The organism is Pseudomonas sp. Pse79 (genome assembly GCF_024519615.1).
Classification (GTDB): Bacteria; Pseudomonadota; Gammaproteobacteria; order Pseudomonadales; family Pseudomonadaceae; genus Aquipseudomonas; species Aquipseudomonas veronii.
This window is the reverse complement of record NZ_JALJRR010000005.1, coordinates 35,520-60,970: the sequence shown is the minus strand read 5'-3', so window position 1 is coordinate 60,970 and position 25,451 is coordinate 35,520. Positions and strand designations below refer to the sequence as shown.

Annotated in this window: 21 protein-coding genes; 10 read left to right on the top strand and 11 right to left on the bottom strand. The window is 63.2% G+C overall.

Going from position 1 to position 25,451, the window contains the following annotated elements; all coding sequences use genetic code 11:
• The first annotated feature begins 9 nt into the window (after positions 1-9).
• Both NR164_RS08610 and NR164_RS08605 read left to right on the top strand, forming a co-directional pair.
• On the top strand, positions 10-1,764 hold the full coding sequence (locus tag NR164_RS08610) for an acyl-CoA dehydrogenase family protein (RefSeq protein ID WP_256822625.1): 1,755 nt from the start codon (positions 10-12) through the stop codon (positions 1,762-1,764).
• A 79-nt stretch (positions 1,765-1,843) separates the two neighbouring features.
• The gene (locus tag NR164_RS08605) at positions 1,844-2,557 is read left to right on the top strand and encodes a GntR family transcriptional regulator (RefSeq protein ID WP_256822624.1); all 714 of its coding nucleotides are present in this window, start codon (positions 1,844-1,846) and stop codon (positions 2,555-2,557) included.
• A gap of 6 nt (positions 2,558-2,563) precedes the next feature.
• Here the strand turns inward: NR164_RS08605 and NR164_RS08600 are convergent, their stop codons facing one another.
• From NR164_RS08600 to NR164_RS08590, 3 genes are all read right to left on the bottom strand, one after another.
• Positions 2,564-3,514, bottom strand: a complete 951-nt coding sequence (locus NR164_RS08600; RefSeq protein WP_046383957.1) for a PDR/VanB family oxidoreductase — start codon at positions 3,512-3,514, stop codon at positions 2,564-2,566.
• A gap of 29 nt (positions 3,515-3,543) precedes the next feature.
• The gene (locus NR164_RS08595; protein WP_046483772.1) at positions 3,544-4,605 is read right to left on the bottom strand and encodes an aromatic ring-hydroxylating dioxygenase subunit alpha; all 1,062 of its coding nucleotides are present in this window, start codon (positions 4,603-4,605) and stop codon (positions 3,544-3,546) included.
• Positions 4,606-4,852: 247 nt separating this feature from the next.
• The gene (locus NR164_RS08590; protein ID WP_177029962.1) at positions 4,853-5,731 is read right to left on the bottom strand and encodes a LysR family transcriptional regulator; all 879 of its coding nucleotides are present in this window, start codon (positions 5,729-5,731) and stop codon (positions 4,853-4,855) included.
• 130 nt (positions 5,732-5,861) lie between these two features.
• Between NR164_RS08590 and NR164_RS08585 the strand changes: the two genes are divergently transcribed.
• The 8 genes from NR164_RS08585 to NR164_RS08550 all read left to right on the top strand — a co-directional run bounded on the left by NR164_RS08585 (position 5,862) and on the right by NR164_RS08550 (position 16,252).
• A complete protein-coding gene (locus tag NR164_RS08585; RefSeq protein ID WP_046383954.1) occupies positions 5,862-6,743 on the top strand; it encodes a hydrolase in 882 nt (293 codons plus the stop codon).
• A 183-nt stretch (positions 6,744-6,926) separates the two neighbouring features.
• On the top strand, positions 6,927-8,510 hold the full coding sequence (locus NR164_RS08580; RefSeq protein ID WP_256822621.1) for an ABC transporter substrate-binding protein: 1,584 nt from the start codon (positions 6,927-6,929) through the stop codon (positions 8,508-8,510).
• Positions 8,511-8,519: 9 nt separating this feature from the next.
• Positions 8,520-9,461 (top strand): ABC transporter permease, encoded by a 942-nt coding sequence (locus tag NR164_RS08575; protein ID WP_046383952.1) that lies wholly within the window; start codon positions 8,520-8,522, stop codon positions 9,459-9,461.
• Positions 9,458-10,336 carry an ABC transporter permease gene (locus NR164_RS08570; protein WP_046383951.1) on the top strand — a complete coding sequence of 293 codons (879 nt, stop codon included), beginning with the start codon at positions 9,458-9,460 and terminating at the stop codon, positions 10,334-10,336. Before NR164_RS08575 ends, NR164_RS08570 begins: the two co-directional genes overlap by 4 nt.
• A gap of 2 nt (positions 10,337-10,338) precedes the next feature.
• Positions 10,339-11,964, top strand: coding sequence for an ABC transporter ATP-binding protein (locus NR164_RS08565; RefSeq protein WP_256822620.1), 1,626 nt, complete (start codon positions 10,339-10,341; stop codon positions 11,962-11,964).
• 128 nt (positions 11,965-12,092) lie between these two features.
• The gene (locus tag NR164_RS08560) at positions 12,093-13,373 is read left to right on the top strand and encodes an OprD family porin (RefSeq protein WP_046383949.1); all 1,281 of its coding nucleotides are present in this window, start codon (positions 12,093-12,095) and stop codon (positions 13,371-13,373) included.
• A 110-nt stretch (positions 13,374-13,483) separates the two neighbouring features.
• Positions 13,484-14,815 (top strand): aminotransferase class III-fold pyridoxal phosphate-dependent enzyme, encoded by a 1,332-nt coding sequence (locus tag NR164_RS08555; protein WP_046383948.1) that lies wholly within the window; start codon positions 13,484-13,486, stop codon positions 14,813-14,815.
• An 18-nt stretch (positions 14,816-14,833) separates the two neighbouring features.
• Positions 14,834-16,252: an aldehyde dehydrogenase family protein gene (locus NR164_RS08550; protein ID WP_256822619.1), complete on the top strand. Its 1,419-nt coding sequence runs from the start codon at positions 14,834-14,836 to the stop codon at positions 16,250-16,252.
• Between the two features lie 148 nt (positions 16,253-16,400).
• On the opposite strand, the gene NR164_RS08545 is transcribed toward NR164_RS08550, so the two are convergent.
• The 8 genes from NR164_RS08545 to NR164_RS08510 form a co-directional block, all read right to left on the bottom strand.
• The gene (locus NR164_RS08545; protein ID WP_079443506.1) at positions 16,401-17,672 is read right to left on the bottom strand and encodes an OprD family porin; all 1,272 of its coding nucleotides are present in this window, start codon (positions 17,670-17,672) and stop codon (positions 16,401-16,403) included.
• A 75-nt stretch (positions 17,673-17,747) separates the two neighbouring features.
• A complete protein-coding gene (gene mhpT / locus NR164_RS08540; protein WP_256822618.1) occupies positions 17,748-18,953 on the bottom strand; it encodes a 3-(3-hydroxy-phenyl)propionate transporter MhpT in 1,206 nt (401 codons plus the stop codon).
• Between the two features lie 84 nt (positions 18,954-19,037).
• Positions 19,038-20,048 (bottom strand): 4-hydroxy-2-oxovalerate aldolase, encoded by a 1,011-nt coding sequence (gene dmpG, locus NR164_RS08535; protein WP_108525598.1) that lies wholly within the window; start codon positions 20,046-20,048, stop codon positions 19,038-19,040.
• 10 nt (positions 20,049-20,058) lie between these two features.
• Positions 20,059-20,994 carry an acetaldehyde dehydrogenase (acetylating) gene (locus tag NR164_RS08530; protein ID WP_256822616.1) on the bottom strand — a complete coding sequence of 312 codons (936 nt, stop codon included), beginning with the start codon at positions 20,992-20,994 and terminating at the stop codon, positions 20,059-20,061.
• 32 nt (positions 20,995-21,026) lie between these two features.
• On the bottom strand, positions 21,027-21,833 hold the full coding sequence (gene mhpD / locus NR164_RS08525) for a 2-keto-4-pentenoate hydratase (protein WP_256822615.1): 807 nt from the start codon (positions 21,831-21,833) through the stop codon (positions 21,027-21,029).
• Positions 21,834-21,847: 14 nt separating this feature from the next.
• Positions 21,848-22,711 carry an alpha/beta fold hydrolase gene (locus NR164_RS08520; RefSeq protein ID WP_017847920.1) on the bottom strand — a complete coding sequence of 288 codons (864 nt, stop codon included), beginning with the start codon at positions 22,709-22,711 and terminating at the stop codon, positions 21,848-21,850.
• A 17-nt stretch (positions 22,712-22,728) separates the two neighbouring features.
• Positions 22,729-23,682, bottom strand: a complete 954-nt coding sequence (mhpB, locus tag NR164_RS08515; protein WP_256822614.1) for a 3-carboxyethylcatechol 2,3-dioxygenase — start codon at positions 23,680-23,682, stop codon at positions 22,729-22,731.
• A 1-nt stretch (position 23,683) separates the two neighbouring features.
• Positions 23,684-25,342: a bifunctional 3-(3-hydroxy-phenyl)propionate/3-hydroxycinnamic acid hydroxylase gene (locus tag NR164_RS08510; RefSeq protein ID WP_057005927.1), complete on the bottom strand. Its 1,659-nt coding sequence runs from the start codon at positions 25,340-25,342 to the stop codon at positions 23,684-23,686.
• Between the last annotated feature and the right edge of the window lie 109 nt (positions 25,343-25,451).

Genomic DNA, 25,451 nt, shown 5'->3' with positions numbered 1-25,451 from the left:
AGGTTTGCCATGTGGAGCTATCAGGCGCCGCTGCGCGATATGCAATTTGTGCTTGAACATTGGCTGCAAGCCCCCCAGGCGTGGAGCCATGTTCCGGCGTTCGAAGCGTTGGACATGTCTCTCGCCGTTCAAGTGTTGGAGGAAGCGGCGCGCTTCAGCCAGGGGGTGCTGGCGCCCCTGAACAGTAGCGGCGATCGTCAAGGCTGTCGCTGGAACGCCGGCCAGGTCAGCACGCCGGACGGTTTCGCCGAGGCCTATCGCGCCTATGTCGACGGTGGCTGGCCGGCCTTGGCGTGCGCTGAAGGGCAGGGCGGCCAGGGGTTGCCGCAACTGCTCGACGCGGCGCTGCAAGAGATGCTCTACGCCAGCAACCACGCGTGGGCCATGTACACCGGGATCGCCCACGGTGCCTACCTCTGCCTCAAGACCCACGCCGCGCCCTGGTTGCAGGCGCGTTACTTGCCCGAGATCATCAGTGGGCATGCCTTGCCCACCATGTGCCTGACCGAGCCCCAGGCTGGCAGCGATGTCGGGTTGCTGCGCTGTCGCGCGACCCCCGAGGGCGATGGCCGTTATCGCCTGCAGGGCAACAAGTTGTTTATCTCCGGCGGCGAGCACGACCTCACGCCCAATATCCTGCACCTGGTACTGGCGCGCCTGCCCGATGCGCCGCCGGGCAGTCGCGGCCTTTCACTGTTCCTGGTGCCCAAGCGACTGGACGACGGCCAGGCCAACGCTGTGCATTGCGACGGCATTGAACACAAGATGGGCATCAAGGGCAGCGCCACGTGCTCGCTGGTGTTCGACGGCGCCCTAGGCTGGCTGATCGGCGACGCCAACCGCGGCCTGGCAGCGATGTTCGTGATGATGAACTCGGCGCGCCTGCATGTCGGCCTGCAAGGCCTGGGGCATGTCGAGGCGGCTTGGCAGAACGCTGCGCAATACGCCGCCGAGCGCGTGCAAATGCGTGCGCCGTCGAGGCCGCAAGGGGCGTCGGCCCAAGCGGCTGACCCTATCCGTTATCACCCGGCGATGCGCCGCGTGTTGCTGGAGTTGCGCACGGCCAGCGAGGGGATGCGGGCCATCGGTTATTGGGCCGCGCATTTGCTCGATCAGGCCGAGCATGACCCGGACCCGCAAGCACGAGCGTGCGCCGGTCAACTGGCGCAGTTGCTGACGCCGATCATCAAGGCGTTTTTCACCGAGCAGGGTTTTCGTCAGGCGAGCAATGCCTTGCAGGTCTTCGGCGGTTACGGCTACGTCGCCGAGTTCGCCATCGAGCAAACGCTGCGCGACAGTCGCATCGCGATGATCTATGAGGGCAGCAACGAGATCCAGGCCAATGACCTGCTGCTGCGCAAGGTGCTGGGCGATGAGGGGCGAGCCTTCGACTTGCTGCTGGCAGTGCTGCGCACCGAGGCCGGGCAGGGCGGCCAATGCGCCGCGTGTGCAGGTTTCGCCTACGCGCTGGGCAGCCTGTGTGACGCGCTGGCCCGTGTGGTCGAGGCCATACGTGAACGGGCGCTGGAAGACAGCGAGTACCCCTATCGGGCCGCGCCGGACTTTCTCCAGTTATGCGGCGTGGCCCTGCTGGCCCTGGCATGGGCGCGGGCCGCTCGGGTTTCCCGGGCATTGCCCGAGGACGATCCGTTGCGCGCCGCCAAGCTGCAAAGCGCCGGGTTCTTTTTCGATTACCTGCCGTCCCGGTTGGCGCAGCACCTGGGCGCGATAGACGCGGCACGCGCGGCGTTGGCGTTCGTCTGACGCGGTCGGATGCTTGCGGTACTACTTGCGGTACTACTAGCGGTACTATGGCGACCCACGTTTTCTGGAAGTTGCCTGGATGAGTAAACCCGGTCAATTGGTGCTGGTTGCACTGCGCAAGATGATCGCCTGCGGCGAGTTGGCGGCGGGCGAGCGGCTGATGGAGATTCCCACGGCGCAACTGTTCGGTGTGTCACGCATGCCCGTGCGTATGGCGTTCCGTACCCTTGAGCAGGAAGGGCTGCTGGTGCCGTTTGGCGGGCGTGGGTATCAGGTGCGTTCGGTCAGCCCGGACGACATTGCCGGCGCCGTCGAAGTGCGTGGCGTGCTCGAGGGCCTGGCTGCGCGTCAAACCGCCGAGCGCGGGTTGTCCGACGTGGCGCGTGCCACGCTCGAGCGCTGCCTGGTGGAAGGCGATCAACTGTTCGACAAAGGGTACGTGACCGAGGACGACCTTGAGGTCTATCACGACCTGAACATGCGCTTTCACCGCGTCATCGTTGAAGGCAGCCACAACCCGGCGATCGCCGACGCACTGGCACGCAATGATCACCTGCCGTTCGCATCGGTCACCGCGCTGGCGGTGGATCGCGACGACATGGTCCGCGAATACCGGCGTTTCAACTATGCCCACATGCAACATCACTCGGTCTTCGATGCCCTGGTCAATCGCCAGGGCGCGCGGGCCGAAGCGATCATGCGCGAGCACGCCAACGCGACCTTGCGCTATGCCGAGATCTTCGGTTCCGCGACCGCCAACGCGCGGATGAAGGTCATTTTGCCCACGGCGTGACGCCTTTCAGAGATCGAGCACCAGCAGCGGGGTTTTCGCGCGCGAGCAGCAGGGGGTGAACTGGTCGTTCAGCGCTTGTTCCTGCTCGGTGAGGAACAGGTCGCGGTGCTCCGGTATGCCTTCGAGCACGCGGGTCAGGCAGGTTCCGCAAATCCCTTGTTCGCACGACACGGCAATCTCGATACCGTGGCTTTCCAGGACCTGGACCACGCTCCGGTCGGCGGGTACGTCGAAGACCTGGCCGCTGCTGGCGAGCTTCACCGAAAACCCTGCGTCGAGGCTGCTGTCCAGCGGCGCCGCAGCGAAGTATTCGCGGTGCAGGCATTCCTCCTGCCAGCCCTGGGCCCGAGCGCTGTCGAGCACATGCTGCATGAAGCCGCCGGGGCCGCACACATACAGGTGGACGTTGGCGTCGGGCGCCGCCAGCACCTGGGCGGTGTTCATTGCCGTATGGGGCTGCTCGTCGAAATGCAGGAACACGCGTTCGGCGAACGATGAGTCCTTGAGGCGTTGCACAAAGGCGGCGCGTTCACTGGCGCGGGCGCAATAATGCAGTTCGAAGTCAGCCCCGACATGGGCCAGGCGCTCGGCCATGCACAGGATCGGGGTGATGCCGATGCCGCCGGCGAACAGCAGACTGCGTCGGGCTTCGTGCGCCAGCGGGAACAGGTTGCGCGGTTCGCTGATCTGCAGGCGGGCGCCCTTCTGTATGTGTTCGTGCAAGCAGCGGGAGCCGCCACGGGAGGCCGGGTCGTTGAGCACGCCGATCAGGTAGCGATGCCGTTCTTCCGGGTGATTGCACAGGGAATACTGACGGACCACGCCGTCGGGCAGGTGCACGTCGATATGCGCGCCAGCGCTGAAGGCCGGCAGCGCCTGGCCATCGACACGGGCCAATTCAAAGCTGCAAATGTCCTGGGCTTCGTTGTTGCGGGATACCACCACCACATCGATCATGTTCAGTCCTCGTAGCGTTAGCGCGCGGTTCAGGCGCGGGTCGTGGTGATCAGTTGCGGCGCGAGGGCGCGCTCCTTGGCGATCAGCCGTTCGAGGACCTTGCGTGACTGCACGCCACCGGCATCGATATTGAGCTTGAGCAGATTGCGCGTCGGGTGGGCCAGCAGGTTCTGTTGCTGGCGTTCAAGCATCTCCAGGTCTTCGCTGAAAATCTTGCCCTGGCCTTCGCGAATGCTGGCGGTCAGTGCCTGGTCCTGAGGATTGAAGTTGCGCGCCATGCCCCAGAAGTACCAGATCGATGTCTCGGTTTGCGGGGTGATGAAGTCCACCACGATGCTCGCGGCCTTGTGCTCGGGCGCGGCGTGGTAGCCGCCCTTGCCGGCGTGGGCCACGCCGACTTCGATCAGCACATGGCTGGGCGGGGTGAAGCGGCAGATCTGCCAGCGGTCCACCGGCACGTCATCGGCGAGGTTATTGCCACGCAGGGCCATGCGCCAGAACGGCGGGGCCATGATGTTTTCCATGTGGCGGGCGGTGACGACTTCATCGCCTTCGACCGTGGTCACAGGCGGCGCTTCGTCGATTTCCTTCTGGCCGATGCTGGAGGCGTGGACGTAGGTTTCGTGGGTCAGGTCCATCAGGTTGTCGATCATCAGGCGGTAGTCGCACTGGATGTCAAACAGGCCGCCGCCATAGGCCCACTGGTCGCTCACGGCCCATTCCAAGTGGTGGATCAACGCCGGGTCGGCCAGGGCCTGATCGCCGGGCCACACCCAGATGAAACCGTAGCGTTCCACCGCGGCGAAGGTCTTGTTGCAGGGAAACCCGCGCACCCGCTGCCCGGGCATTTCGACGGTCTTGCCGTCGTCCCCCATGACCAGGCCATGGTAGCCGCAGACCAGCTTGCCGTTCTCCACATAGCCCAACGAGAGCGGCGCGCCGCGATGCGGACAGAAGTCCTCGACAGCCACGACGGCGCCTTCCAGCCCGCGATAAAACACCATTTTTTCCCCGCAGATCTGCCGACCCAGCGGCTTTTGCGCGATTTCATCGGGGGTGCAGGCGACATACCACGTGTTCTTGGGGTACATGGTGACTCTCCAGGCGAGTGATTGTTCTTATTTAATGGATCCATTAAATGAAGTGCGCCACTTGGAGTCAACCTGTGGTTCGGCAGTGTCGAGATTTATTTGGGCGATTATCGATCAGTTTTTATTTACTGGATCCATAATGCGCGCTTGCCTGGTTGCCACGCCGTGCGGCCCGAGCACCTCGTCGCTCTCGCTGGACAACGCCGGCATGACGGCGCGGAGCGTTTGCAGGGTCCTGGGCGCAGGCTCACTCGGTGTTTGTCGCCATCAGAAAGTTGCGCACTTCACCGGTGATATGGCTTTTGCTGCCTTGTTCGAGGATGCCGACGGTTCGCTGCTCCACCGCACCCGGCAACGCCAGGACACGCAGCTGTGGGTCGTGTTGCCAGTCGAAGTTTCTGAGCAGCGGAATAATCGCGATGCCGACGCGTTGTCGGACTAGTTCCGCGATGCCGATGATTGAGTTCAGTTCAAGGATCTGCTTGGGCTCGATCGCTTCCCGTCGGAAAAAGCGCTCCACTTTTCGGCCCACGGCGGTGGTTCTGTCATAGCGAATGAACGGCTGTGTCCTGAGCAGTTCAATGGCATCGTCGGTGCCCTGCGAGTGGGTTGCGCTGACCAACAACACCAACGGTTCTTCGTACAACCTTGTCCAGCTCAAGCCTTTGAAGTCCTGGCGTGTGGCCTCGATCAAGAGCGCGGCATCCAGTTCTCCGGTGAGAACCCGGTGCGCCAGTTCGTCCGAGCGCGCGGTCACCAGGGTGACGGACACCTTGGGATAAACCTCCTTGAGCCTGACCAGGCAGTTGGCGAGCAAGCCCATTGCCGAGGTGATCCCGCCGATCGTCACATCGCCTTCCATCGTGAGGTCAGTATCGTCGCCGGCGACCATGGCCGCGTAATCGTCGACCAGCTTCTTGGCTTTGGGCAGCAACAGCAGGCCTTCACGGTTGAGCTTGATCTGACGCTGGCTGCGATCGAACAGAGGGCGCCGGATCTCATCCTCGAGCGCACGCATTTGTTGCCCGACGGCGGCATTGGTCAGGGACACTCGATCTGCTGCGGCAGCAAAACTGCCGTATTGCGCGACGGCAATGAAGGTTTTCAGAAAACGGATGGTACTCATTGGGTGTTTCCGACGGGTTCAGTGTCAGGGATGGTAAAGGGTTTGTTTATGTTGGATAAAGGTAATTTAGATTTTCTTTCGTCTGGCGCGGCAGAATACTGGACGCTGTTCTGGAAGCAGCGATGACCCTATGAAAAGCCAGTCGAATGAAGCAATCAATCCCGCCGCCGATGCAGTGGCGAGCCAAGCCGCCAAGAGTGTTTATCACCTCGGCGCCACGACGGTGTACTCGCACACTGCCGATAGCCGTTTTGCCTACACGCTGTATGTACCCGCCTCGATTGAGGACCCTGAGCGCCCGGTCGACCTCGTGGTGTCGTTGCACGGCTCAACCCGGGCCATGGAAATCTACCGCAATGGCTTCGCCGAATTTGGTCGTTGGAACGATTGTGTGATTCTGTCGCCACTGTTTCCGGTGGGGGTGCTGGGAGATGGCAACGGCGACGGTTACAAGCAATTGGTGGAAGGCGATATCCGTTACGACCAAGTCCTGCTGGACATGGTCGCCAGCGTCGGCCAGAAGTACAACCGCCGCTTCGATACGTTCGCCCTGTTTGGTTACTCCGGTGGCGGACAGTTCAGCCACCGGTTTTGTTACCTGCACCCCGAGAAGCTGTGGGCCGCCTCGATCGGTGCGCCAGGCTCGGTGACCTTGCTGGACCCCAAGCAGAATTGGTGGGTCGGTGTGCGCGACTTCGAGACCCGGTTTGCCAAGCCACTGGACCTCGACGCCCTGCGTCAGGTGCCGATTCATATGGTGGTGGGCGAGGCCGACCTCGAAACCTGGGAAATCACTCACCGCGAAGGCGGCAAACATTACATGCCCGGCGCCAATAGCGCCGGTTGCACGCGGCCTGAACGGCTGGCGGCACTCAAGGCGAGTTTCGAGGCTCAGGGGGTCAAGGTGCGTTTCGATGTGCTGCCCAATGTGGCTCATCAGGGGATCAAGGCGATGCCGGCCGCCCAGGACTTTTTCGCCGAGGTGTTGCGAGTTCGTCGCGGCCGGCGTTGATCGATACCGCTGTAAAGAGGTGCAAGGGGCGCAATTGACGTCCCTGATGATTGCGTTGGTATCTGACAAAAGTACGCGCGATCGGTTGCTATAAAAATAATCACGACCTACCCATTCCGTTCCCGGCCCTGCCCATGGCTTAGTCCATCGACCGGAAAATTTTGTTCAAGGAGTCTTTCTCCCATGCATCACTACGTCAAAAAAGCCCTGTATCTCGGCGTGCCGACCCTCAGCCTGTGCCTTGCCGCCCTTACTCTGCAAGCCGGCGAACCGAGCCTGATCAAGGTTGGCTTCAACGGTGATATCCGCAGCACTGAACCTGGGGTCAATCGCGATGAAAACTCCGATGCGTTCATCATGCACATCGTCGAAGGTTTGGTGGCCTACCGCGAAGATGCGTCAGTCGGGCCGATGCTGGCTAAAGACGTCACGATCTCGGACGACGGGCTCACCTATACCTTCACCCTGCGTGAAGGGGTCAAGTTCCAGAACGGCAAGCCCCTGACCGCCGAGGACGTGAAGTGGACCTGGCAGCACTACCTCGACCCGAAAACCCAATGGCGCTGCCTGCCGGAGTTTGATGGGCGCGGGGTCTCGAAAATCCTCGACATCTCGGTTCCGGAACCGCTCAAGGTGGTGTTCCGCATCGATAAGCCCAACGGCGTGCTGCTGGCGACCATGTCCCGGCCCGACTGTGGCGGCAGCGGCATTGTGCATCCCGATTCGGTCGCGGCCGATGGCACCTGGATCGCGCCGATTGGCACCGGTCCGTTCACCCTCGGTCAGTGGAAGCAAGGCCAGTACGTCGAGTTGAACCGCTTCAAGGACTACACCCCGCGCGCCGAAGCGAAGCCAGACGGCTTTACCGGGAACAAGCAAGCGTTCGTTGACCGCGTGCGGTTTGTGGTCATCCCGGACGCCGCCTCGGCCAAGGCCGCACTGCTTTCCGGCGGTGTCGACGTACTGCCGGACGTGACCGCAATGGATGAGGCGGAGTTGAAAAATGTCCCCGGCATGCAGGTACGCACCAGCCCGGTGATGACGCTCGGCGGGCTGCTGTTCCAGACCCGTGACCCGTTGCTCGGCGACGTGCGTATTCGCCGCGCCGTGGCGCTGTCGCTGGACTATTCGCAGATGGTCGCAACGCTTTCCAATGGCCTGTCCACCGTCAACAACTCGATCATTCCGACCACCAGCGCGTATTACGACGCGACGGCGCATACGGGTTACCCCTACGACCTCGACGAGGCCCGGCGCCTGCTCAAAGCGGCGGGTTACCACGGCCAGCCGATCAAGCTGATCGTCAACAAGCGCTACCCGCAGATGTTCGATATGGGCGTCTTGAGCCAGGCAATGCTCCAGGCTGTCGGGGTGAATATCGTGCTCGAAACCCTGGAGTGGGGCGCCCAACTGGAGCGTTATCAGAGCGGCAACTTCCAGATGATGGCGTTCTCGTATTCGCCACGCTTTGACGCGGCGCTGAGCTATGAGTCGGTGACGGGGAACAAAGACAAGGAACCGCGCAAAGTCTGGGACAACCCCAAGGCGCTGGTGTTGTTGCGTGAAGCCCAGAGCGAGTCCGTCGCGCCAAAACGTCAAGCGCTGTTCGATCAATTGCACACGCTGATGCTGGCCGATGTGCCAATGGTGATGATTTACAACGGCACCAGTATCGGTGTCGTAAAAGCCGGCATCGAGGGCTATCGCTCCTGGCCGATCTCTAAACCGCGCCTGTGGGGCGTGTCGCTGGCGGCAACATCAAAGTAGGGCGTTCCCATGTTTCGATTCATATTGCATCGGCTGGGGATGGCTGTGCCCACCCTGTTGCTGATATCGGTGATGGTGTTTGCACTGATCCGCTTCATCCCCGGTGACCCTGCGTTGTTGATGCTGGGCGACATGGCGGATGCCCAGAGCCTGGCACAAATGCGCAGTTCGCTGGGGCTGGATCACTCGGTGGTGACCCAATACCTGATCTGGATAAAGTCAGTGCTCAGCGGTGACTTGGGGTTCTCCATCAGCACGCGACAAGCCGTATTGCCGCTGTTGCTCGAGCGCTTCAGTGTCAGCGCGACGATTGTACTGGTAGCGGTTGCGCTGGCCACGCTGATTGCCGTGCCGGTGGGCCTGTTTGCCGCCTGGAAGCAGAACAGCGCGATGGACCTGGGGCTGGTGGCCGGCGCGACGTTGTTGTTGTCGATTCCCAGCTTCTGGCTCGGCCTGCTGCTGCTGTACGCCTTCGGGATCAAGTTGGGCTGGCTGCCGGTGGTGGGTTACGTGACGTTTGCGGATGATCCGCTCAAGGCGATCACCTATCTGGTGCTGCCGATTGTCACCCTGACCCTGGTGGAGTTTGGCGCCATCGCCCGCATGGCCAGGGCCAGCACGATTGAAGTGCTGCGCCTGGACTATATCGCCCATGCCCGCGCCAAAGGCTTGTCCGAAGGTGCGGTGCTGTGGCGCCATGCCTTGCGCAACGCCTTTGCGCCGACCTGGACGTTGGTGGGCTTGATCCTGGGCAACCTGCTCGGCGGCATTGCGGTGCTGGAAACGGTGTTCACATTGCCGGGCGTCGGGCGCCTGATGGTGGACTCGATCTTCGCCCGGGACTATCCGGTGTTGCAGGGCTGCTTGCTGCTGATTACCTGTATCTACGTGCTCGTCAACCTGTGTGTCGACCTGCTGTATCCGCTCTTCGACCCGAGGGTGAAGTTATGAGTGCCAAGCGAACGCTGCCAGCTGAGCCGGCGCGGAGTGTCGCGGCGCCGGCCCGACGCGCCTGGCGTTACCCGCCACTCAACGCCCTGATCGGCGGGGGCTTGTTACTGGTCCTGATCGGCATGGCCTTGCTCGGCCTGGTCTGGACGCCCTACGAGCCGTTGCGCCTGGACTTGCTCGCGCGGTTCCAGGCGCCGAGTGCGGCGCACTGGCTGGGCACCGATGAGTTCGGTCGCGATGCCTTGAGCCGGATGATGATGGGGGCGCGCACCAGCCTGTGGATCAGCCTGCTGTCGGTGAGTTTCGCAGTGGTGGCCGGAACGCTGATCGGCATGCTGGCCGGTTACCTGCGCGGCTGGACCGACCGGGTGCTGATGATGCTCAACGACGCCTTGCTGGCATTCCCCGGGATCCTCATGGCCCTGGGGATCATGGCGATCATCGGCGCCAGCCAGTACGGCATCGTTCTGGCCTTGGGGATCGCCTATACGCCGTCGGTGGTGCGGGTGGTGCGCGGCAGTGTGTTGTCGCTGCGCGAACTGGAGTTTGTCGAAGCCTCGCGGGTGATCGGCAACTCCGAGTTCTACACCATGCTGCGGCACATTGCGCCCAATTGCCTGGCACCGTTGTGTGTGTTGGCCACCAGCATGTTCGGTTGGGCCTTGCTCTCGGAAAGCGCCTTGAGCTTCCTCGGGCTGGGTGTACCGCCACCGGCGGCCACTTGGGGCAGCATGTTGGCGGCCAGCCGGCCTTATATCGCATCGGCTGCCTGGCTCGGGATCTTCCCCGGCCTCTTCATCAGCCTGGCACTGCTTGCCATCAACCTGTTCGGCGATGCCCTGCGCGATCGTCTCGACCCGCGCATGAGGAAATGATCATGACTGTTCCTACTGCCTTGCTGTCTGTGCAGCACCTGAAAATCCGTGCGGGCGTGCAAGGCCAACTGGCCGTCGACGACCTGAGCTTCACAATGGCCCCGGGCGAAATCGTCGCCCTGGTGGGCGAGTCGGGCAGCGGCAAAACCATGGCCGCACGCGCAGCGATTGGCTTGCTGCCGGCGCCGATGCAGGTGTGTGGCGGACGTATCGAGTTCAAAGGCGTAGCGCTCGACAGCCGCGACGCTCCCGCGATGCGGCGGGTGCGTGGCGCGCAGATCGGCATGGTCTTCCAGGAGCCGATGGTCTCGCTCAACCCGTCGTTGACCATCGGCCGGCAAATGAGTGAGGCCCTCAAGCTGCACACCGACCTGGACGCGGCCGAAATCCGTCGGCGTTGCCTGCAGATGCTGCAACGCATCGGCATCAAGGACGCCGAGCGTTGCCTGGCGTCATACCCGCACCAGTTTTCCGGCGGTATGCGCCAGCGCATCATGCTGGCCTCGGTGATGCTGCTGCGTCCTGCGTTGTTGATCGCCGATGAGCCAACCACGGCCCTGGACTGTCTGGCGCAGTTGGACGTCATCGAGCTGATGCTGGAGCTGACCCGCGAGCAGGGCACCGCGATTCTGTTCATCAGTCATGACTTGTCGCTGGTTGCGCGTTGTGCCCACAAGGTAGTGGTCATGCGCAACGGCAAAGCGGTCGAGCAGGGCGGCATCCAGGAGATTCTGCTGGCACCGCGCGCCGACTACACCCGTCAGTTGCTGGAGGCCTTGCCCAGCCGCGGCGTGCTGGCGCCATTGCCGCCCGCCAACGGGCCGTTGCTCGAAGTCCGAGGCGTGTGCATCGAGCACCCGGGGCCGCGTTCGTTCTGGGGCAAAAGCCTTCCAAAACGCGTGGTGCATGGGGTGGACCTGAGCATCGCGCCTGGCGAAACCCTGGCCCTGGTTGGCGGCAGCGGGTCAGGCAAGACTACCTTGGGGCGGGCGGTGGTGGGGTTGGTCAACCCCTGCGCCGGGGCTATCCGCTTCAAGGGCGTGGACATCCTCAAGGCCGCGAACCGCGTACACCGGTTGCAGTGCCAGATGATTTTCCAGGACCCGTATTCCTCCCTCGATCCGCGCATGAAAATTGGCCAGATTCTGGCTGAACCCCTGCGCCACGAGCCGGGCATGAGCCCCGCGCAACGTCGGCAGCGTGTCGCCGAAACGCTGGTGGATGTCGGGCTTGCCGAACATTTCGTCGAACGCTTTGCCCACCAATTATCCGGTGGGCAGCGTCAGCGCGTGGCAATCGGGCGGGCACTGGTGCGACGTCCGCAGTTGGTGATTGCCGACGAGCCGATTTCGGCGCTGGACATGACCATTCAGAAACAGATTCTGGAGCTGTTCGAACGCTTGCAGAAACAGTACGGCTTTGCCTGCCTGTTCATTTCCCATGACCTGGCGGCGGTAGAGCGTATCGCCCATCGCGTTGCCGTGATGAACCAGGGCGAAGTGGTCGAGATCGGCGACCGCGACGCGATTTTCGACACGCCGCAACACCCTTACACCCAGCAGTTGTTGGCTGCCGCCAGCCCGCTGGAACGACTGGCTGGCGGAGGCTATCGCATCCGCACGCGCTAGGCATTGCTTCACCCAGGACCTGAACGCTGTCCCGCCTCGCGTCAATCGCCGATTGACGTGACGGGCAACGCCATGCCCGAAGAAAACAAAAACATCACCCAACCCCCGTACTGCCAGGAGCCAGCACCATGAAAAACACCATCACCCATGTCGTCACCGGAGCAGGTCTGATCGGCGCCGGTTTACTGCCTGCGTTCGCTCAGGCGGATTTTATCAAGGACAGTCGTGCGTCACTGGAACTGAAAAACTACTACTTCAACCGCGACTACCGCGAAGGCACGGGCCAGTCCCAGCGCGCGGAATGGGCGCAGGGCTTTTTGCTTAACCTGCAGTCGGGTTTCACCGAAGGCACCGTCGGCTTTGGCCTCGACGCCGTCGGCATGCTCGGCTTGAAACTCGACTCGAGCCCCGACCGTTCCGGTTCAGGCCTGCTGTCGCGCAACAGTGAGCCAGAACCGGGCAAACCCAGCTACGCCCGGCGCGCGCACGACGAGTACTCCAAGTTTGGCGTGACCGGCAAGGCGCGCTTTGCCCAGAGCGAGTTGCGGGTCGGCTATATGGTCCCGGACCTGCCGACATTGCAACCCAACCTCAGTCGCTTGTTCCCGCAAAGCTTCAGCGGTACCGCGTTGACCTCCAAAGACCTCAGCGGGCTGACGATCAGTCTCGGCCAGTTGGACAAGGTCAAGCAGCGTGACTCGACCGACTACGAGGACATGGGCCTGACCAGCCAGTCCGGGGCCTATAAGAGTTCGGCCAAAAGTGACCGGTTTCGTTACGCCGGCGCGGATTACAAGCTCGGCGCGAGCACTTTGGCCAGCTACCAGTGGGCGCAACTTGATGGCCTGTACAAACAGCAATACCTGGGCCTGAAAAACAGCTTCGGCCTCGGGCCCGGGACGGTGAAAACCGACATCCGTTACTTTGATGCCAGCCAGGATGGCGCGGGGTTGGCGGGCAAGGTGGATAACCAGGCGCTGAGCACGCGCATCGGCTACAGCCTGGAGGGCCACAGCCTCAGTGGCGGCTATCAGGCGCAATACGGCACGACGCCGTTCACTTACGTCGACGGCACTAACACCTACCTGTTCACCGAATACCAATTGAGTAACTTCTCCCAGACCGGGGAGCGCACCTGGCATGCCCGCTATGACTACGACTTCGCCGCGCTGGGGGTGCCCGGGCTTCTGTTTTCGACGCGCTATGCCAATGGTGACAACGCCAAAGTCAAAGGCTTCCAGGGCGAGGGCCGCGAGTGGGAACGCGACTTCAGCCTCGGCTATGTGGTGCAGAGCGGGCGCCTGAAAAACGTCTCGCTGCGTTGGCAGAACGCGAGTGCGAAAAGCAACTACACCCGTGACACCAACGAAAACCGCCTGATCCTGGGCTACACCCTGGCGCTCTGGTAGGCGTCGATGCCATGCACTGCCGTAGGCGCCGGCTTGCCGGTGCCTACAACCGATCTGCGTTGTGCTGTGCGGATTGAGGTTTTTTCATCACCGATCATCAAGGAGCGCCCATGAGCGATCTTTCCGGCAACACCCCTACGCCCCAGGCCGCCTCGGCGTTTTGGGCGCCGTTCACACCGATGCGCCAGTTTCAAAAGCAGCCGATGATGTTCGCCAGCGCCGAGGGCATGCATTACACCACCACCGATGGCCGCCGCATTCTGGATGCCATGGCCGGTCTGTGGTGTGTGAATGCGGGTCACGGCCAGGCCCGAATTGTCGAGGCGATTCGCGAATCGGCCGGGCGCCTGGACTTCGTATCCTCATTCAAAATGAGCCATCCCCACGCGCTGGAAATGGCTGAGCGCTTGATCGCGATTGCCCCGGCCGGCATCGAGCAGGTGTTCTTCACCAACTCCGGTTCCGAAGCGGTCGACACCGCGCTGAAGATTGCCCGGGCCTACCATCAGGCGCGTGGCGATTGCCGCAGGACCAAGTTCATCGGGCGTGCCAAGGGCTACCACGGCATGGGGTTCGGCGGCCTTTCGGTGTCTGGGCTGGGGCGTCAGAAGCGCGATTTCGGGCCATTGCTGGGGGAGGTCTCGCACCTGCCCTTGCCGTATGACGCGAGCATGCGCTTTACCGCGGGCCAACCGGCCACTGGCGTCGAATACGCCGATGCGCTGACGCAGCTGTTGGAAGTGCAAGACCCGAGCACGGTGGCGGCGGTGATCGTCGAGCCGGTCACCGGTTCCGGCGGTGTCTATCCGCCGCCACAGGGGTATTTGCAGCGGCTGCGCGACATCTGTACTCGGCACGGCGTGCTGCTGATCTTCGACGAAGTGATCACCGGTTTCGGTCGTGTCGGCGCAAGCTTCGCCGCGCAGGCGTTCGGCGTCACTCCGGACCTGATCACCACCGCCAAGGGCCTCACCAACGGCGCGGTGCCGATGGGCGGCGTGCTCGTCAGCGGGCGGGTCTATGAAGCCTTTATGGCCGGCCCGGAGAACGCTATCGAATTGATGCACGGCTACACCTATTCCGCCCATCCGCTGGCCTGTGCGGCCGGCCTGGCGACGCTGCGGGTGCATGAGGAATTGGGGATCAACCAGCACGTGCTGGCGGTCAGCGATCTCTGGCAAGCGGCCGCGTTGTCGCTCAAAGGCGTCGGGCCGGTGGTGGATGTCCGCGCGATTGGCTTGCTGTGTGCTGTCGAGCTGCAAGCGTTGCCAGCCGCGCCGGGTGTCAGGGGCGCGCAAGTGGCGCAGTGGTGTTTCGATCACGGCGTGCTGGTACGGGGCTCGGGTGACACCATCGTGATCTCGCCGCCGCTGATTATTTCCCCGGAACACATCGCGCAGGTATTCGAAACCTTGCGCGAGGCGTTATGCCAGGTTGCGTGATTGAGTCGAGGAGCGGTTATGACGGATCTATTGGATTTTTACATCGACGGGGCCTGGGTCAGGCCCGATAGCCAGGTGATCGAAGCCGTGATCGATCCGTCCAGCGAGCAGGTGGTTGCGCGGATCATCCTGGGCAACGAACGCGACGTGAACCGTGCGGTGGCGGCGGCCAAAGCGGCATTCGCGAGTTTCTCCGCGACCGCGCCCGAGCAGCGTATCGAACTGCTCGAGAGGATCATCGACGGCTATCAGCGGCGCAGTGAGGCGTTGGCTCTTGCGGTGCATCAGGAAATGGGCGCGCCGCTGTCACTCGCCAGAACGGCCCATGTGCCGGCGGGGCTGGGCCATCTGGTGCGGGCCCTGGAGGTGTTGAAGCGCTACCCGTTCGAAACAATGCTGGGAAGCTCGCGGGTGATGCGTGAGCCGATTGGCGTGTGTGGCCTGATCACCCCCTGGAATTGGCCGCTCAACCAGCTCACCTGCAAAGTCGCCCCGGCGCTGGCCGTCGGCTGCACGGTGGTGCTCAAGCCCAGTGAGCGCGCGCCGCTGTCGGCGCTGATTTTTGCCGAGATTCTGCACGAGGCCGGCGTGCCCCAGGGGGTGTTCAACGTGGTCAATGGCGACGGTCCGGGTGTCGGCACGGCGCTGTCGCAGCATGCCGATATCGACATGATCTCGTTCACCGGCTCGACGCGGGCGGGTATCGCAGTGGCCAAGGCGGCGGCGGATACGGTCAAGCGAGTCGCCCAGGAACTGGGCGGCAAGTCGGCCAATATCCTGCTCGACGATGCCGATCTGCCCAGCGCGGTGCGCCATGGGGTGTTGGGTTGCATGCGCAACAGCGGCCAGTCGTGCAATGCACCGACCCGCATGCTGGTGCCGCGGGCGTTGCATGCCCAGGCGGTCGCAATCGCCTGCGAGGTGGCGGCCCAGGTGTGTTTCGATGATAGCCGGCCTGCCACGGCCATCGGGCCGGTGGCCAACGTCATGCAGTTCAATCGGGTCCAGCAGTTGATCGAGCAGGCGCTGTGCGAAGGCGCGTTGCTGGTGGCCGGTGGAACAGGGCGCCCAGACGGCGTGACGACAGGGTTCTACGTCAAACCGACGATTTTTGCCGATGTCGAGCCGCACATGAGCATCGCTCGCGAAGAAGTGTTCGGCCCGGTCCTGGCGATCATTCCGTATGACAGCGAGGAGCAGGCGGTGCGGATCGCCAACGACAGCGTGTACGGGCTGTCGGGGTACGTCACCTCGTCGGACCGCGAACGCGCCAGGGCTATCGCTCGACAGTTGCGTACCGGCATGGTCCACCTCAATGGTTGCAAGGCCGACCAGGACGCGCCTTTTGGCGGCTACAAACAGTCCGGAAACGGGCGGGAATGGGGGGTGTTCGGGTTTGAGGAGTACCTGGAGACAAAGTCAGTGTTTGGCTATTAGAAAGGAACAGGTAGGGGCGCCCCGATGAGCACCTGGCCGCGACGCGGGGTAACCCGGCCCGAGGCCGGGTTTGTGTTGCTCCAGAAGGCCTATGCGACGGCCACATTTGAACGATCCGCCCAGCCCAGGTGAATCACTGGGCGGTCATTCACCATAGCTTCCAGGTGTAATCGACATTCACCCGTAGCTCATTGTCGTCCCGATGGCTGGCCTGGGCGGCGAAATCATTGCGGTACCATGCGTTGCGCACGCGCAGATTCAGGCCTTTAAGGGGCGTGCTCTGAAGCACATAGTTCAGTTCGATATCTTTTTCGCTTTCCTTCAGGTTGCTGCCGCCCAGTTTGGGTAACTCAATATTGTCGCCGCTGACGTAACGCAGCATGCCATTGAGCCCGGGCAAGCCCAGCGCGGCAAAGTTGTAGTCATAACGCACCTGCCAACTGCGCTCCTTGGGGTTGAGGAACTCCGAGCTCAGCGTGCCTTCGGTGATCACCAACGGCTCGGTGCCGAACAGGTAAGGCATGGCGGTCTTGCCGGTCAGTTGCATGTAGCCGGCGCCGAATTTGTGCGCGCCCAGGCTGTACGTCAGCATCAGGGCGGCGTTGCGATTGTCCACGGGGCCGGCCTTGGCGGCACCGTTTTCACCGGTGACGAACAGGCGCACGTCGCTTTTCAGGCGGCCGGGGCCCATCGGGCGATTGTCGACGAAACCGTAGAAATCCTTGCGATAAAGGTCAGCCAGTTCGGCGTGGTAGTACTTGAGCGTCAGTTGCGGCGACCAGGCATAGTCGCCACCGAGGAAGGTAAAACGGTCGGATTCGGCGGCGCCATTGAAGCGGCCGTTGGGCGAGGCTACCGACATTTTCTGGTAGTGGGTGGCGTCGCGCAGGTTGATGCGGTCGAGCCAGCCGACGTGCAGGGTCAGGTTGTCGATTTCCTGGGACTTGAGGTACGTGCCGCGGAAGGTCTGCGGCAGCAGGCGGGTAGGGCTGGCGAAGGCGATTGGCAGAAACGTGCTGATGGTCCCCAGTTGCAACTCGCTCTTCGAGGCCCGGGCCTTGGCGGTCAGGCCCAGCTCCGAATATTCGCTGGCCGGTTCACGGGTCTGGTGGTTGTACGGTAGCAGGCCGGTGCCCGTGCGTGCGGGCGAGGAGTCCAGACGTGCGCCCAGCAAACCCTGGGCGTCCAGGCCGAAGCCGACAGGCCCTTCGGTATAGCCCGAGCGCATGTTGAGAATGAAGCCCTGCGCCCACTCGCGGGCAGCCGCCTGCGGCGTGGCGTTCACGTAATTGCGATCGAAGTAATAGTTGCGTATCACCAGATCGGCCTGGCTGTCGTCGACAAAACCGGCGGCGCAGGCCTGGTCTACGAAAAAAACGCAGGTGCAGGCGCTGACGCCCCGAAAGAAGTTCCTGAGCATGGCAGTGTTCACTTTTATTGTTGTTGGAGTAACCCCCGCGCCATCGTGGCGCGGAAGGCGAGTACGGATTGGCGCTCAGTCAGCCGGGTAGCGGTTGCGGCGCAGCGACAGGTAAAACATCGCCAGCGCGGCGATGACAATGCCGGGTGCCGAGGCCATCATCACGCCCGTGGTGCCCGTGCCCAGTGCGAGCATCTTGCCGGCCACCAACGGGCCGCTCATCGCACCCAACCGGCCAATGGCCACCGCGCTGCCGACGCCCGTGGCGCGAATTGACGGACGATAGAAATGCGGGGCCAAGGCATACAGCACACATTGCCCGCCCGTGGCGAAGAACCCGGCGACGAAGCCGGCCGCCAGCATGCTGTGCCATTGGGTGGCCATGCCCAGCGCAGTCAGTGACGCGAGGATGCCGAGGTAAATCAGCGCCGACAACGCCCAGGCCGGCAGGCGATCCATGACCCAGCCCAGCAACAACGTGCCGGCCGCCGCGCCAAATTGCAGCGCGAGCATCACCCAACTGGCTTGAGAACCGCTGAAGCCTTGGCCGACCAACAGGCTCGGCAGCCAGTTGATCAGGATGTAAACCACCATGAGCGTAAAGAAGTAGCTGACCCAGATCATCACGGTCGGCCATGCCGCGCCCCCGCGGAACAGCCCGCTGGCCACACTGATCGGCGCGGCGTCGCGCACGCTGCGAAACGCCGCGGATTCCGGCAGATAAACCCCCAGCAGCGGCACGATCAGCAACGGCACGATACCACCGACGTAGAACACCACTTGCCAGCCGCCGGCCAGTTGCGCGATGCCAATGCTGGCCGCCAGCGCCGCGCCCAAGGGCACGCCGCAATACATCAGGCTCACGGCGCTGCCACGCAGGCGCGGGCCAGCCACTTCACTGGTCAGCGCGATCAGGTTAGGCAGTGCCGCGCCCAGGCCGACGCCTGTGAGGCAGCGCGCAACCAGCAGGCTGTTGAAGTCCCAGGCCATGGTCGTGACCAGCGAGAACAATCCGAATAGGGCCACCGAGGCCATCAACACCCGTTTGCGGCCGATCCGATCAGCCAGCAAACCGCCGAGAAACGCTCCGGGCAGCAGGCCGAAAATGCCGGCGCTGAAGACCCAGCCCATGTGTAGTTTGTCCAGTTGGAACGCGGCCGCCATGCCTTGGGCGGCGATGCCCGAGGCTTGCAGGTCGAGGCCTTCCATCAGGGCGACGAGGAAGCACAGACCGATGGTCCGCGCCATATACAACGGTGTCAGCACGTTTAGCGATGTCATGGGAAATACCCGTTTTATTGTTGTAATGGGCACAGCAAAACCGTCCGGCCGCTGCGTGGGCGACTGGACGGGGGAATGCACGGTTCAGCGTTTGAGCAGGTCCAGCGCGACGTCGACGATCATGTCTTCCTGGCCACCGACCATGCGCCGTTTGCCCAGCTCGACAAGGATGTCCACGGTCTTCAAACCGTACTTGGCCGCGGCGATTTCGGCATGGCGCAGGAAGCTCGAATAGACCCCGGCATACCCCAGCGCCAGCGACTCGCGGTCGACCCGCACCGGCCGGTCCTGCAACGGCCGCACGATGTCATCCGCTGCGTCCATCAAGGTGTAGAGGTCGGTGCCGTGGTTCCAGCCCAGGCGTTCGGCGGCGGCGATAAACACTTCCAGCGGCGCGTTGCCGGCCCCGGCGCCCATGCCGGCAAGGCTGGCGTCGATGCGGTCGCAGCCTTCCTCGACCGCGGTGATCGAGTTGGCCACGCCGAGCGAGAGGTTGTGGTGGGCGTGCATGCCGGTTTCGGTTTCCGGCTTGAGCACGGCCTTGAACGCACGGAAGCGATCGCGGATGTCCTGCATGTTCATCGCGCCGCCGGAGTCGGCCATGTACACGCAGGTGGCGCCGTAGCTTTCCATCAGCTTGGCCTGGGCGGCGAGCTGCTCGGCCGGGATCATGTGGCTCATCATCAGGAAACCGACGGTGTCCATGCCCAGTTCGCGGGCGTATTCGATGTGCTGTCTGGAGACGTCGGCCTCGGTGCAATGGGTGGCGATCCGCACCACGCGGGCACCGGCGTTGTAGGCCGCCTTGAGGTCATGCACAGTGCCGATGCCGGGCAGCAACAGCGTGGTGATCTTGGCGTGGCTGATCACATCGGCGGCGGCTTCGATCCATTCCAGGTCGGTGTGCGCCGCGAAGCCATAGTTGAAGCTCGAGCCTTGCAGGCCGTCGCCGTGGGCGACTTCGATCGAGTCGACTTTCGCTTTGTCCAGGGCACGGGCGATGTCCTGCACGTTCTGCAGCGAATACTGATGACGCACCGCATGGCTGCCGTCGCGCAGGGTCACGTCGGAGATGTAGATTTTCTTAGCGTTCATGTCGCTCTCCTCAGGCCTGTTGCATCGACTGCGCCATGCGCTCGGCGGTAGCCAAGGCTGCGGAGGTCATGATGTCGAGGTTGCCGGCGTAGGCTGGCAGGTAATGGGCGGCGCCTTCGACTTCGAGGAACACCGAGGTTTTCAGGCCGGAGAATTTGCCCAGGCCAGGGATGTTCAGCGGCGCATCTGCCGGGATCACGTCGAACTGCACGTTTTGCTTGAGGCGATAGCCCGGCACATAAGCCTGCACGGCCGCCGCCATTTCGACGATGGAGGCTTCGACCAGCGCCTGGTCCGCCGCTTCGGACAGCACGAACACCGTGTCGCGCATGATCAACGGCGGCTCGGCCGGGTTCATCACGATGATCGCCTTGCCCTTGGCCGCGCCGCCGATGACTTCGATGGCCTTAGAGGTGGTTTCGGTGAATTCGTCGATGTTGGCGCGGGTGCCGGGGCCGGCGGATTTACTCGCGATCGAGGCGACGATTTCGGCGTAATGCACCTTGGCCACGCGCGACACCGCGGCGACCATCGGGATAGTCGCCTGGCCGCCGCAGGTGACCATGTTGACGTTGAGCTGATCGAGGTTCTGCTCCAGGTTCACCACCGGCACGCAGTACGGGCCGATGGCTGCCGGCGTCAGGTCGATCAGGCGGATGCCGGGCTTGATCGCGCGCAGGAACGCATCGTTCTGCACATGCGCGCCGGCCGAGGTGGCATCGAAGATGAAATCGATGTGCTGGAACACGTCCATGCGGGTCAGGCCTTCGACGCCTTCATGGGTGGTGGCCACGCCCATGCGCTGGGCGCGGGCGAGGCCGTCGGAGGCCGGGTCGATGCCGACCATGACCGCCATTTCCAGGTGTTTGGCGTTGCGCAGGATCTTGATCATCAGGTCGGTGCCGATGTTGCCGGAACCGATGATGGCGACTTTGAGTTTATTCATTGTTATTGCCTCATATGCACGCAAGTCGCCGATTACTCGGCGCGACTGTCTACCGAGAAGTTCACGCCGACCCGGCCGATGCCGTCGATCTCGGCCTCGAACCGATCACCGGCAGCGACCGCCACCATCGGCCCCAGCGCGCCGGTGAGAATGATGTCGCCGGCGCGCAGCGGATCGCCCAGGCGCGCCATGGCGCAGGCCAGCCAGACCGCCGCATTGAGCGGGTGACCAAGGCATTCGGCGCCACTGCCGCTGGACACTTCTTCAGCGTTGCGGGTCATCCGCATGCTGGCCTGGCGCAGGTCGAGCCCATCGAGACGTCGAGCCGGGCCGCCGAGTACGAAGCAGCCGCTGGACGCGTTGTCAGCCACGGTATCGACGAAGCGGATGTTCCAGCCCTGGATGCGACTGCCGACGATTTCCAGGGCCGGCACGACCCAGCCGGTGGCCGCCATCACGTCGGCGAATGTGGTGTCGGCGCGGGGCAGGTCGCGTTCGAGGATCAGCGCGATTTCAGCCTCGATCTTCGGTTGCAGTACGCGGCCGCTCGGCACGGTGGCGTTGTCGCCGTAGCACATGTCGGCAAACAGGGTGCCGAAGTCCGGCTGGTCCACGCCCAACTGGGCCTGGACCTTGGGGTTGGTCAGGCCGATCTTGCTCCCGACCACGCGGCGCCCGTTGGCCACGCCGTGGTCGACGTTGAGGCGCTGGATGGCATACGCGGCGGCGGCGTTGTCTGCACCGATCCGCTCGCGCAGCGGCCCGATGGCTTCGCCGTGGTCTTCGGCCTGGCGCAGGTCGGCGGCGAGTTGTTGCAGGGTGTCTTGAGTCAGCGTCATGTCAGCCTCGATGATCAGTGGGTCAGGAAGTCCAGGACCATGCGGTTGAACTTCTCGGCGTGTTCCCACTGCGCCCAGTGGCCGCAACGGTTGAACACATGCAACTGCGCCCGGGGCAGGCCGGCCAGCAGGCGCAAGCCGGTGTCCATCGGCACGAAGCGGTCCTCGCGGCCCCAGACGAGCAGGGTGTCGGCGCTGATTTCGTGCAGGCGGTGGCTGAAATCCGGAAATTGCTTGGGGTTGAGCGTGCTGCTCTTGACGAAGTTGTCCAGGTGATCGCGGCGCGACAGGATGTTGTCCAGGCGGGTCTGGAACAGTTCGTCGGTGAGGCCGCTGGCGTCGAAAACGAAGACATTCATCATCTTCTTCAGGTTCTCGATGGTCGGGTCGCGGTACAGCGCGCCGATCAGCTTGATGCCTTCGGTGGGCTGCGGCACGAAGGCACTCGGGCCGCCGGTGCCGCCGCCCATCAGGATCAGCTTGCCGATCCGCTCAGGGTATTCCAGGGCGAAGGCGACGGTGCTGTGGGCCCCCATCGAATTGCCGATGATGTGCACGCGCTCCAGTCCCAGCACATCGAGCAGGCCCTTGAGCGCTTGGGCATTGAGGTTCGAGCGCGAGCCTTCGCTGACGATCGTGTCGCTTTTGCTCCAGCCGGGGCAATCCATCAGGATCACGCGAAAACCGGCATTCACCAGCGGCTCGATATTGCGATTGAAGTTGGCCCAGCCGCTCGCGCCCGGCCCGGAGCCGTGCAGCATGACCACGGTGTCGGCGCCTTCGCCAAGATCGTTGTAGTGCAGTTGCAGGTCCAGGTCGCCTTCCTTGATACGGGCAAAGCGGCTGGTGGAGGCTTCACTGAAAGCAGTGGCAGTCATGGCAGTGTTCCTTGAATTCATGGGTGAGGGGGCTGCGGCTGTGCGCCAAGCGCACCGAAACCTGCGATCCACTCGGGAATCGGGCGGTAGTAGCGGCCTTCGGTCTGATACGGGCCGAAGGCACTCAGGGCAGCGAAGGCGGCGACCCAGGTTTTGACTTCGTGGGTCGACTTGCCGGCCAGCGCCGACAACGCGTCATTGCCCAAGCTGTCGAGGTCGCGCATGCGGCCCTGTTCGAGGCTGTCGAGAAACTGCTGATCCCAGGCCGGGTTCAGCGGGTGCAGGCTGTTCGGGTCTTCGACGAAAGCGCGGGCGGCTTGAATCACCCGGTTCTGGCGGGCCTGTCGTTCATCGGCGGGGAGCTGACGCCCGCTGCCCATCAGACGGTCAGCCATGCGCGCGTCGACCTTGGCCAGTTCCGGTACCGGTGGCTGATGGGACAAACCACCGGAAGCGAGGAACAGCACACGTTTATCCAGCGCTTTGGCCCATTGGCCGATCGCTTCACCCAGCAGTCGGGCGCGTTTGAAACTCGGCAGCGGTACGGCCACCGAGTTGATAAACACCGGAATCACCGGGCAGCGCTGCAAGCCGCCGAGCAACAGTTCCAACGGTTGCGCGAACCCATGGTCGACCTGCATGCGATACGACACCGCGGCATCGACACCGGCATCCAGCACCGCCTGGGCGCAGGATTCGGCCAGCGCTTTGGGCACGTCGAGCGGGCCGGCGGCGGTGTCGAAATCGCCAATCGCGTGGGCCGCCATGCCGATGCAAAAGGCCGGCATCACGTCGTAGAAAAAGCCGTTGTAATGGTCGGGAGCGAACAGCACCACCAACTGCGGGTCGAAGCGGGCGATACGCTCGCGCGCGGCGTCGATCACGCCGTCGACTTCAGCCAACACATGCGGCGCCGGATCGACGTAGCCCACCAACGGCGTATGAGACAAACAATGCACAAAGGCGCTCATGTCACGCGACCTTGCTGACAACAGCGTTCGCCGAGGTCGGTGGCACGGCTTTGAGCGCCCGGGCCAGGTCATCGCAGGCCTGGCCGACGGTTTGCGGGATGGCCAGGCCGGCGAGGAAGCGGTCCGGACGCACCAGGGCGATGGACGAGGTGCCGAGCGCGAACCATTCTTTCAAGCGCCCGCTGCTGTCACCCACGCGGATCACGTCTTGGCCGGCATCGCTCGGTACTCGGAGCTGGACGTCCGGCAACACTTGGATGAAGCGCGTGCCCAGGGCTTTCCAATGGGCGATTTGCGTGGCCGACAGGCCCCAGGTTGGATCGCAGCCCCAGGCGATGATCGCAAAGTTGTCGCCAATCACTTCGTCCAGCAGCACGGTGGTGCCGGCGTCGGTCAAGACCTTTGGCTGAATGAACATCTTGCCCACCGGCGAGCCTTTTGCAGTCGGCACGATCAACGCGCCCCGGGTGTATTGCGGCATCGGTTTGAAGCGCATTTCCACGAAGTAACGCTTGACCGGCGGCAGGTAGTTGAGCAACCACGACACCCCATCGCGCAGGGTGCCTTGCCAGCGTTTCGGCGGCGCCAATACGTGGCCGGCGAGTACGGAGAGGTTGATCATCGCCTTGGCGTGGTCGCGGCGTTCCTGTTCGTAGCTGTCGAGCAGGCTGTCGGCGGCCAGGCCCTTGATCACCAGCGCGAGTTTCCACGCCAGGTTCAAGGCATCGCGCATGCCGCTGTTGTAACCCTGGCCTTGCCATACCGGCATGATGTGCGCGGCATCGCCGGCCAGCAGCACCCGGCCCTGGCGGAACCGCCCGGCCAGACGCGCGTTATGGGTATAGACGCGGCTGCGGATCAGCTCGATGCGGTCGGGGTTGGGCAAGACTTTGCTCAGCAGCTTGCGCAGGTTCTCGGGCTTGCTCAGCTCGGTCTCGGTTTCGCCGGGCATCACCATGAACTCGAAACGACGCACGCCGTGGGGCAGGGCGGCGGACACGTAAGGACGCACCGGGTCGCAGCACAGATAGACATGGGGCGTGGCCAGCGGGTCGTTGGCGATGTCGACCACGATCCACTGATTGGGCGCGGTCTTGCCTTCGAAACTGATGTCCAGGCTGCGCCGCACCAGGCTGTTGCCACCGTCGCAACCGATCAGGTAACGGGCATTCAGGCGTTCGCTGCGGCCATGCTGATCCTTGAGGTTGAGCACCACCGCGCTGTCGCTTTGTTCAAAGCTGTCTAGCTCGCGACTGAACAGTACCTTGACGTTGCTGAAGCGCTGCAGGCCGTCGAACAGCACGCGGTCGGCCAAAGGTTGAATGAACGCGTTGCGGCGGGACCAGCCGAACTCGTCGGTTTTCGGTTGGATATCGGCAAAGCAGCGACCCTTGGGCGTCAGGAAACGCATGGCGTGCCAAGGCGTGGTATGCGGCAGCACCTTGTCCGCCAGACCGACGGCCTGGAATGTGCGCAGGCTTTCATCGTCCAGGCCGATGGCGCGGGGGTAGTCGATCAGGGTGTCGAGCTTTTCCACCAAGGTGACGTTCACGCCACGTTGTCCCAGGTAATTGGCGATCATCAAGCCGACAGGGCCGGCGCCGACGATGGCAACGTCGGCGGTCAGCTCCAATGTGGAAGGAGCGGGTGCAAGACTCATGGGTATCTCCGTACAGCGTTTTTGGATTTCTTGTGGGGCGCAGTATGGAAATCACGAGGCTGGTGGACAACGAAAACCCCTGCTAGTGTGCACCAGGTGCACAGCGTTG

Excerpts from the sequence above, each read along its gene's own strand:
- NR164_RS08610 (WP_256822625.1), top strand. The coding sequence starts at position 10 with ATGTGGAGCTATCAGGCGCCGCTGCGCGATATGCAATTTGTGCTTGAA.
- NR164_RS08605 (WP_256822624.1), top strand. The coding sequence starts at position 1,844 with ATGAGTAAACCCGGTCAATTGGTGCTGGTTGCACTGCGCAAGATGATC.
- NR164_RS08600 (WP_046383957.1), bottom strand. The coding sequence starts at position 3,514 with ATGATCGATGTGGTGGTGGTATCCCGCAACAACGAAGCCCAGGACATT.
- NR164_RS08595 (WP_046483772.1), bottom strand. The coding sequence starts at position 4,605 with ATGTACCCCAAGAACACGTGGTATGTCGCCTGCACCCCCGATGAAATC.
- NR164_RS08590 (WP_177029962.1), bottom strand. The coding sequence starts at position 5,731 with ATGAGTACCATCCGTTTTCTGAAAACCTTCATTGCCGTCGCGCAATAC.
- NR164_RS08585 (WP_046383954.1), top strand. The coding sequence starts at position 5,862 with ATGAAAAGCCAGTCGAATGAAGCAATCAATCCCGCCGCCGATGCAGTG.
- NR164_RS08580 (WP_256822621.1), top strand. The coding sequence starts at position 6,927 with ATGCATCACTACGTCAAAAAAGCCCTGTATCTCGGCGTGCCGACCCTC.
- NR164_RS08575 (WP_046383952.1), top strand. The coding sequence starts at position 8,520 with ATGTTTCGATTCATATTGCATCGGCTGGGGATGGCTGTGCCCACCCTG.
- NR164_RS08570 (WP_046383951.1), top strand. The coding sequence starts at position 9,458 with ATGAGTGCCAAGCGAACGCTGCCAGCTGAGCCGGCGCGGAGTGTCGCG.
- NR164_RS08565 (WP_256822620.1), top strand. The coding sequence starts at position 10,339 with ATGACTGTTCCTACTGCCTTGCTGTCTGTGCAGCACCTGAAAATCCGT.
- NR164_RS08560 (WP_046383949.1), top strand. The coding sequence starts at position 12,093 with ATGAAAAACACCATCACCCATGTCGTCACCGGAGCAGGTCTGATCGGC.
- NR164_RS08555 (WP_046383948.1), top strand. The coding sequence starts at position 13,484 with ATGAGCGATCTTTCCGGCAACACCCCTACGCCCCAGGCCGCCTCGGCG.
- NR164_RS08550 (WP_256822619.1), top strand. The coding sequence starts at position 14,834 with ATGACGGATCTATTGGATTTTTACATCGACGGGGCCTGGGTCAGGCCC.
- NR164_RS08545 (WP_079443506.1), bottom strand. The coding sequence starts at position 17,672 with ATGCTCAGGAACTTCTTTCGGGGCGTCAGCGCCTGCACCTGCGTTTTT.
- mhpT (WP_256822618.1), bottom strand. The coding sequence starts at position 18,953 with ATGACATCGCTAAACGTGCTGACACCGTTGTATATGGCGCGGACCATC.
- dmpG (WP_108525598.1), bottom strand. The coding sequence starts at position 20,048 with ATGAACGCTAAGAAAATCTACATCTCCGACGTGACCCTGCGCGACGGC.
- NR164_RS08530 (WP_256822616.1), bottom strand. The coding sequence starts at position 20,994 with ATGAATAAACTCAAAGTCGCCATCATCGGTTCCGGCAACATCGGCACC.
- mhpD (WP_256822615.1), bottom strand. The coding sequence starts at position 21,833 with ATGACGCTGACTCAAGACACCCTGCAACAACTCGCCGCCGACCTGCGC.
- NR164_RS08520 (WP_017847920.1), bottom strand. The coding sequence starts at position 22,711 with ATGACTGCCACTGCTTTCAGTGAAGCCTCCACCAGCCGCTTTGCCCGT.
- mhpB (WP_256822614.1), bottom strand. The coding sequence starts at position 23,682 with ATGAGCGCCTTTGTGCATTGTTTGTCTCATACGCCGTTGGTGGGCTAC.
- NR164_RS08510 (WP_057005927.1), bottom strand. The coding sequence starts at position 25,342 with ATGAGTCTTGCACCCGCTCCTTCCACATTGGAGCTGACCGCCGACGTT.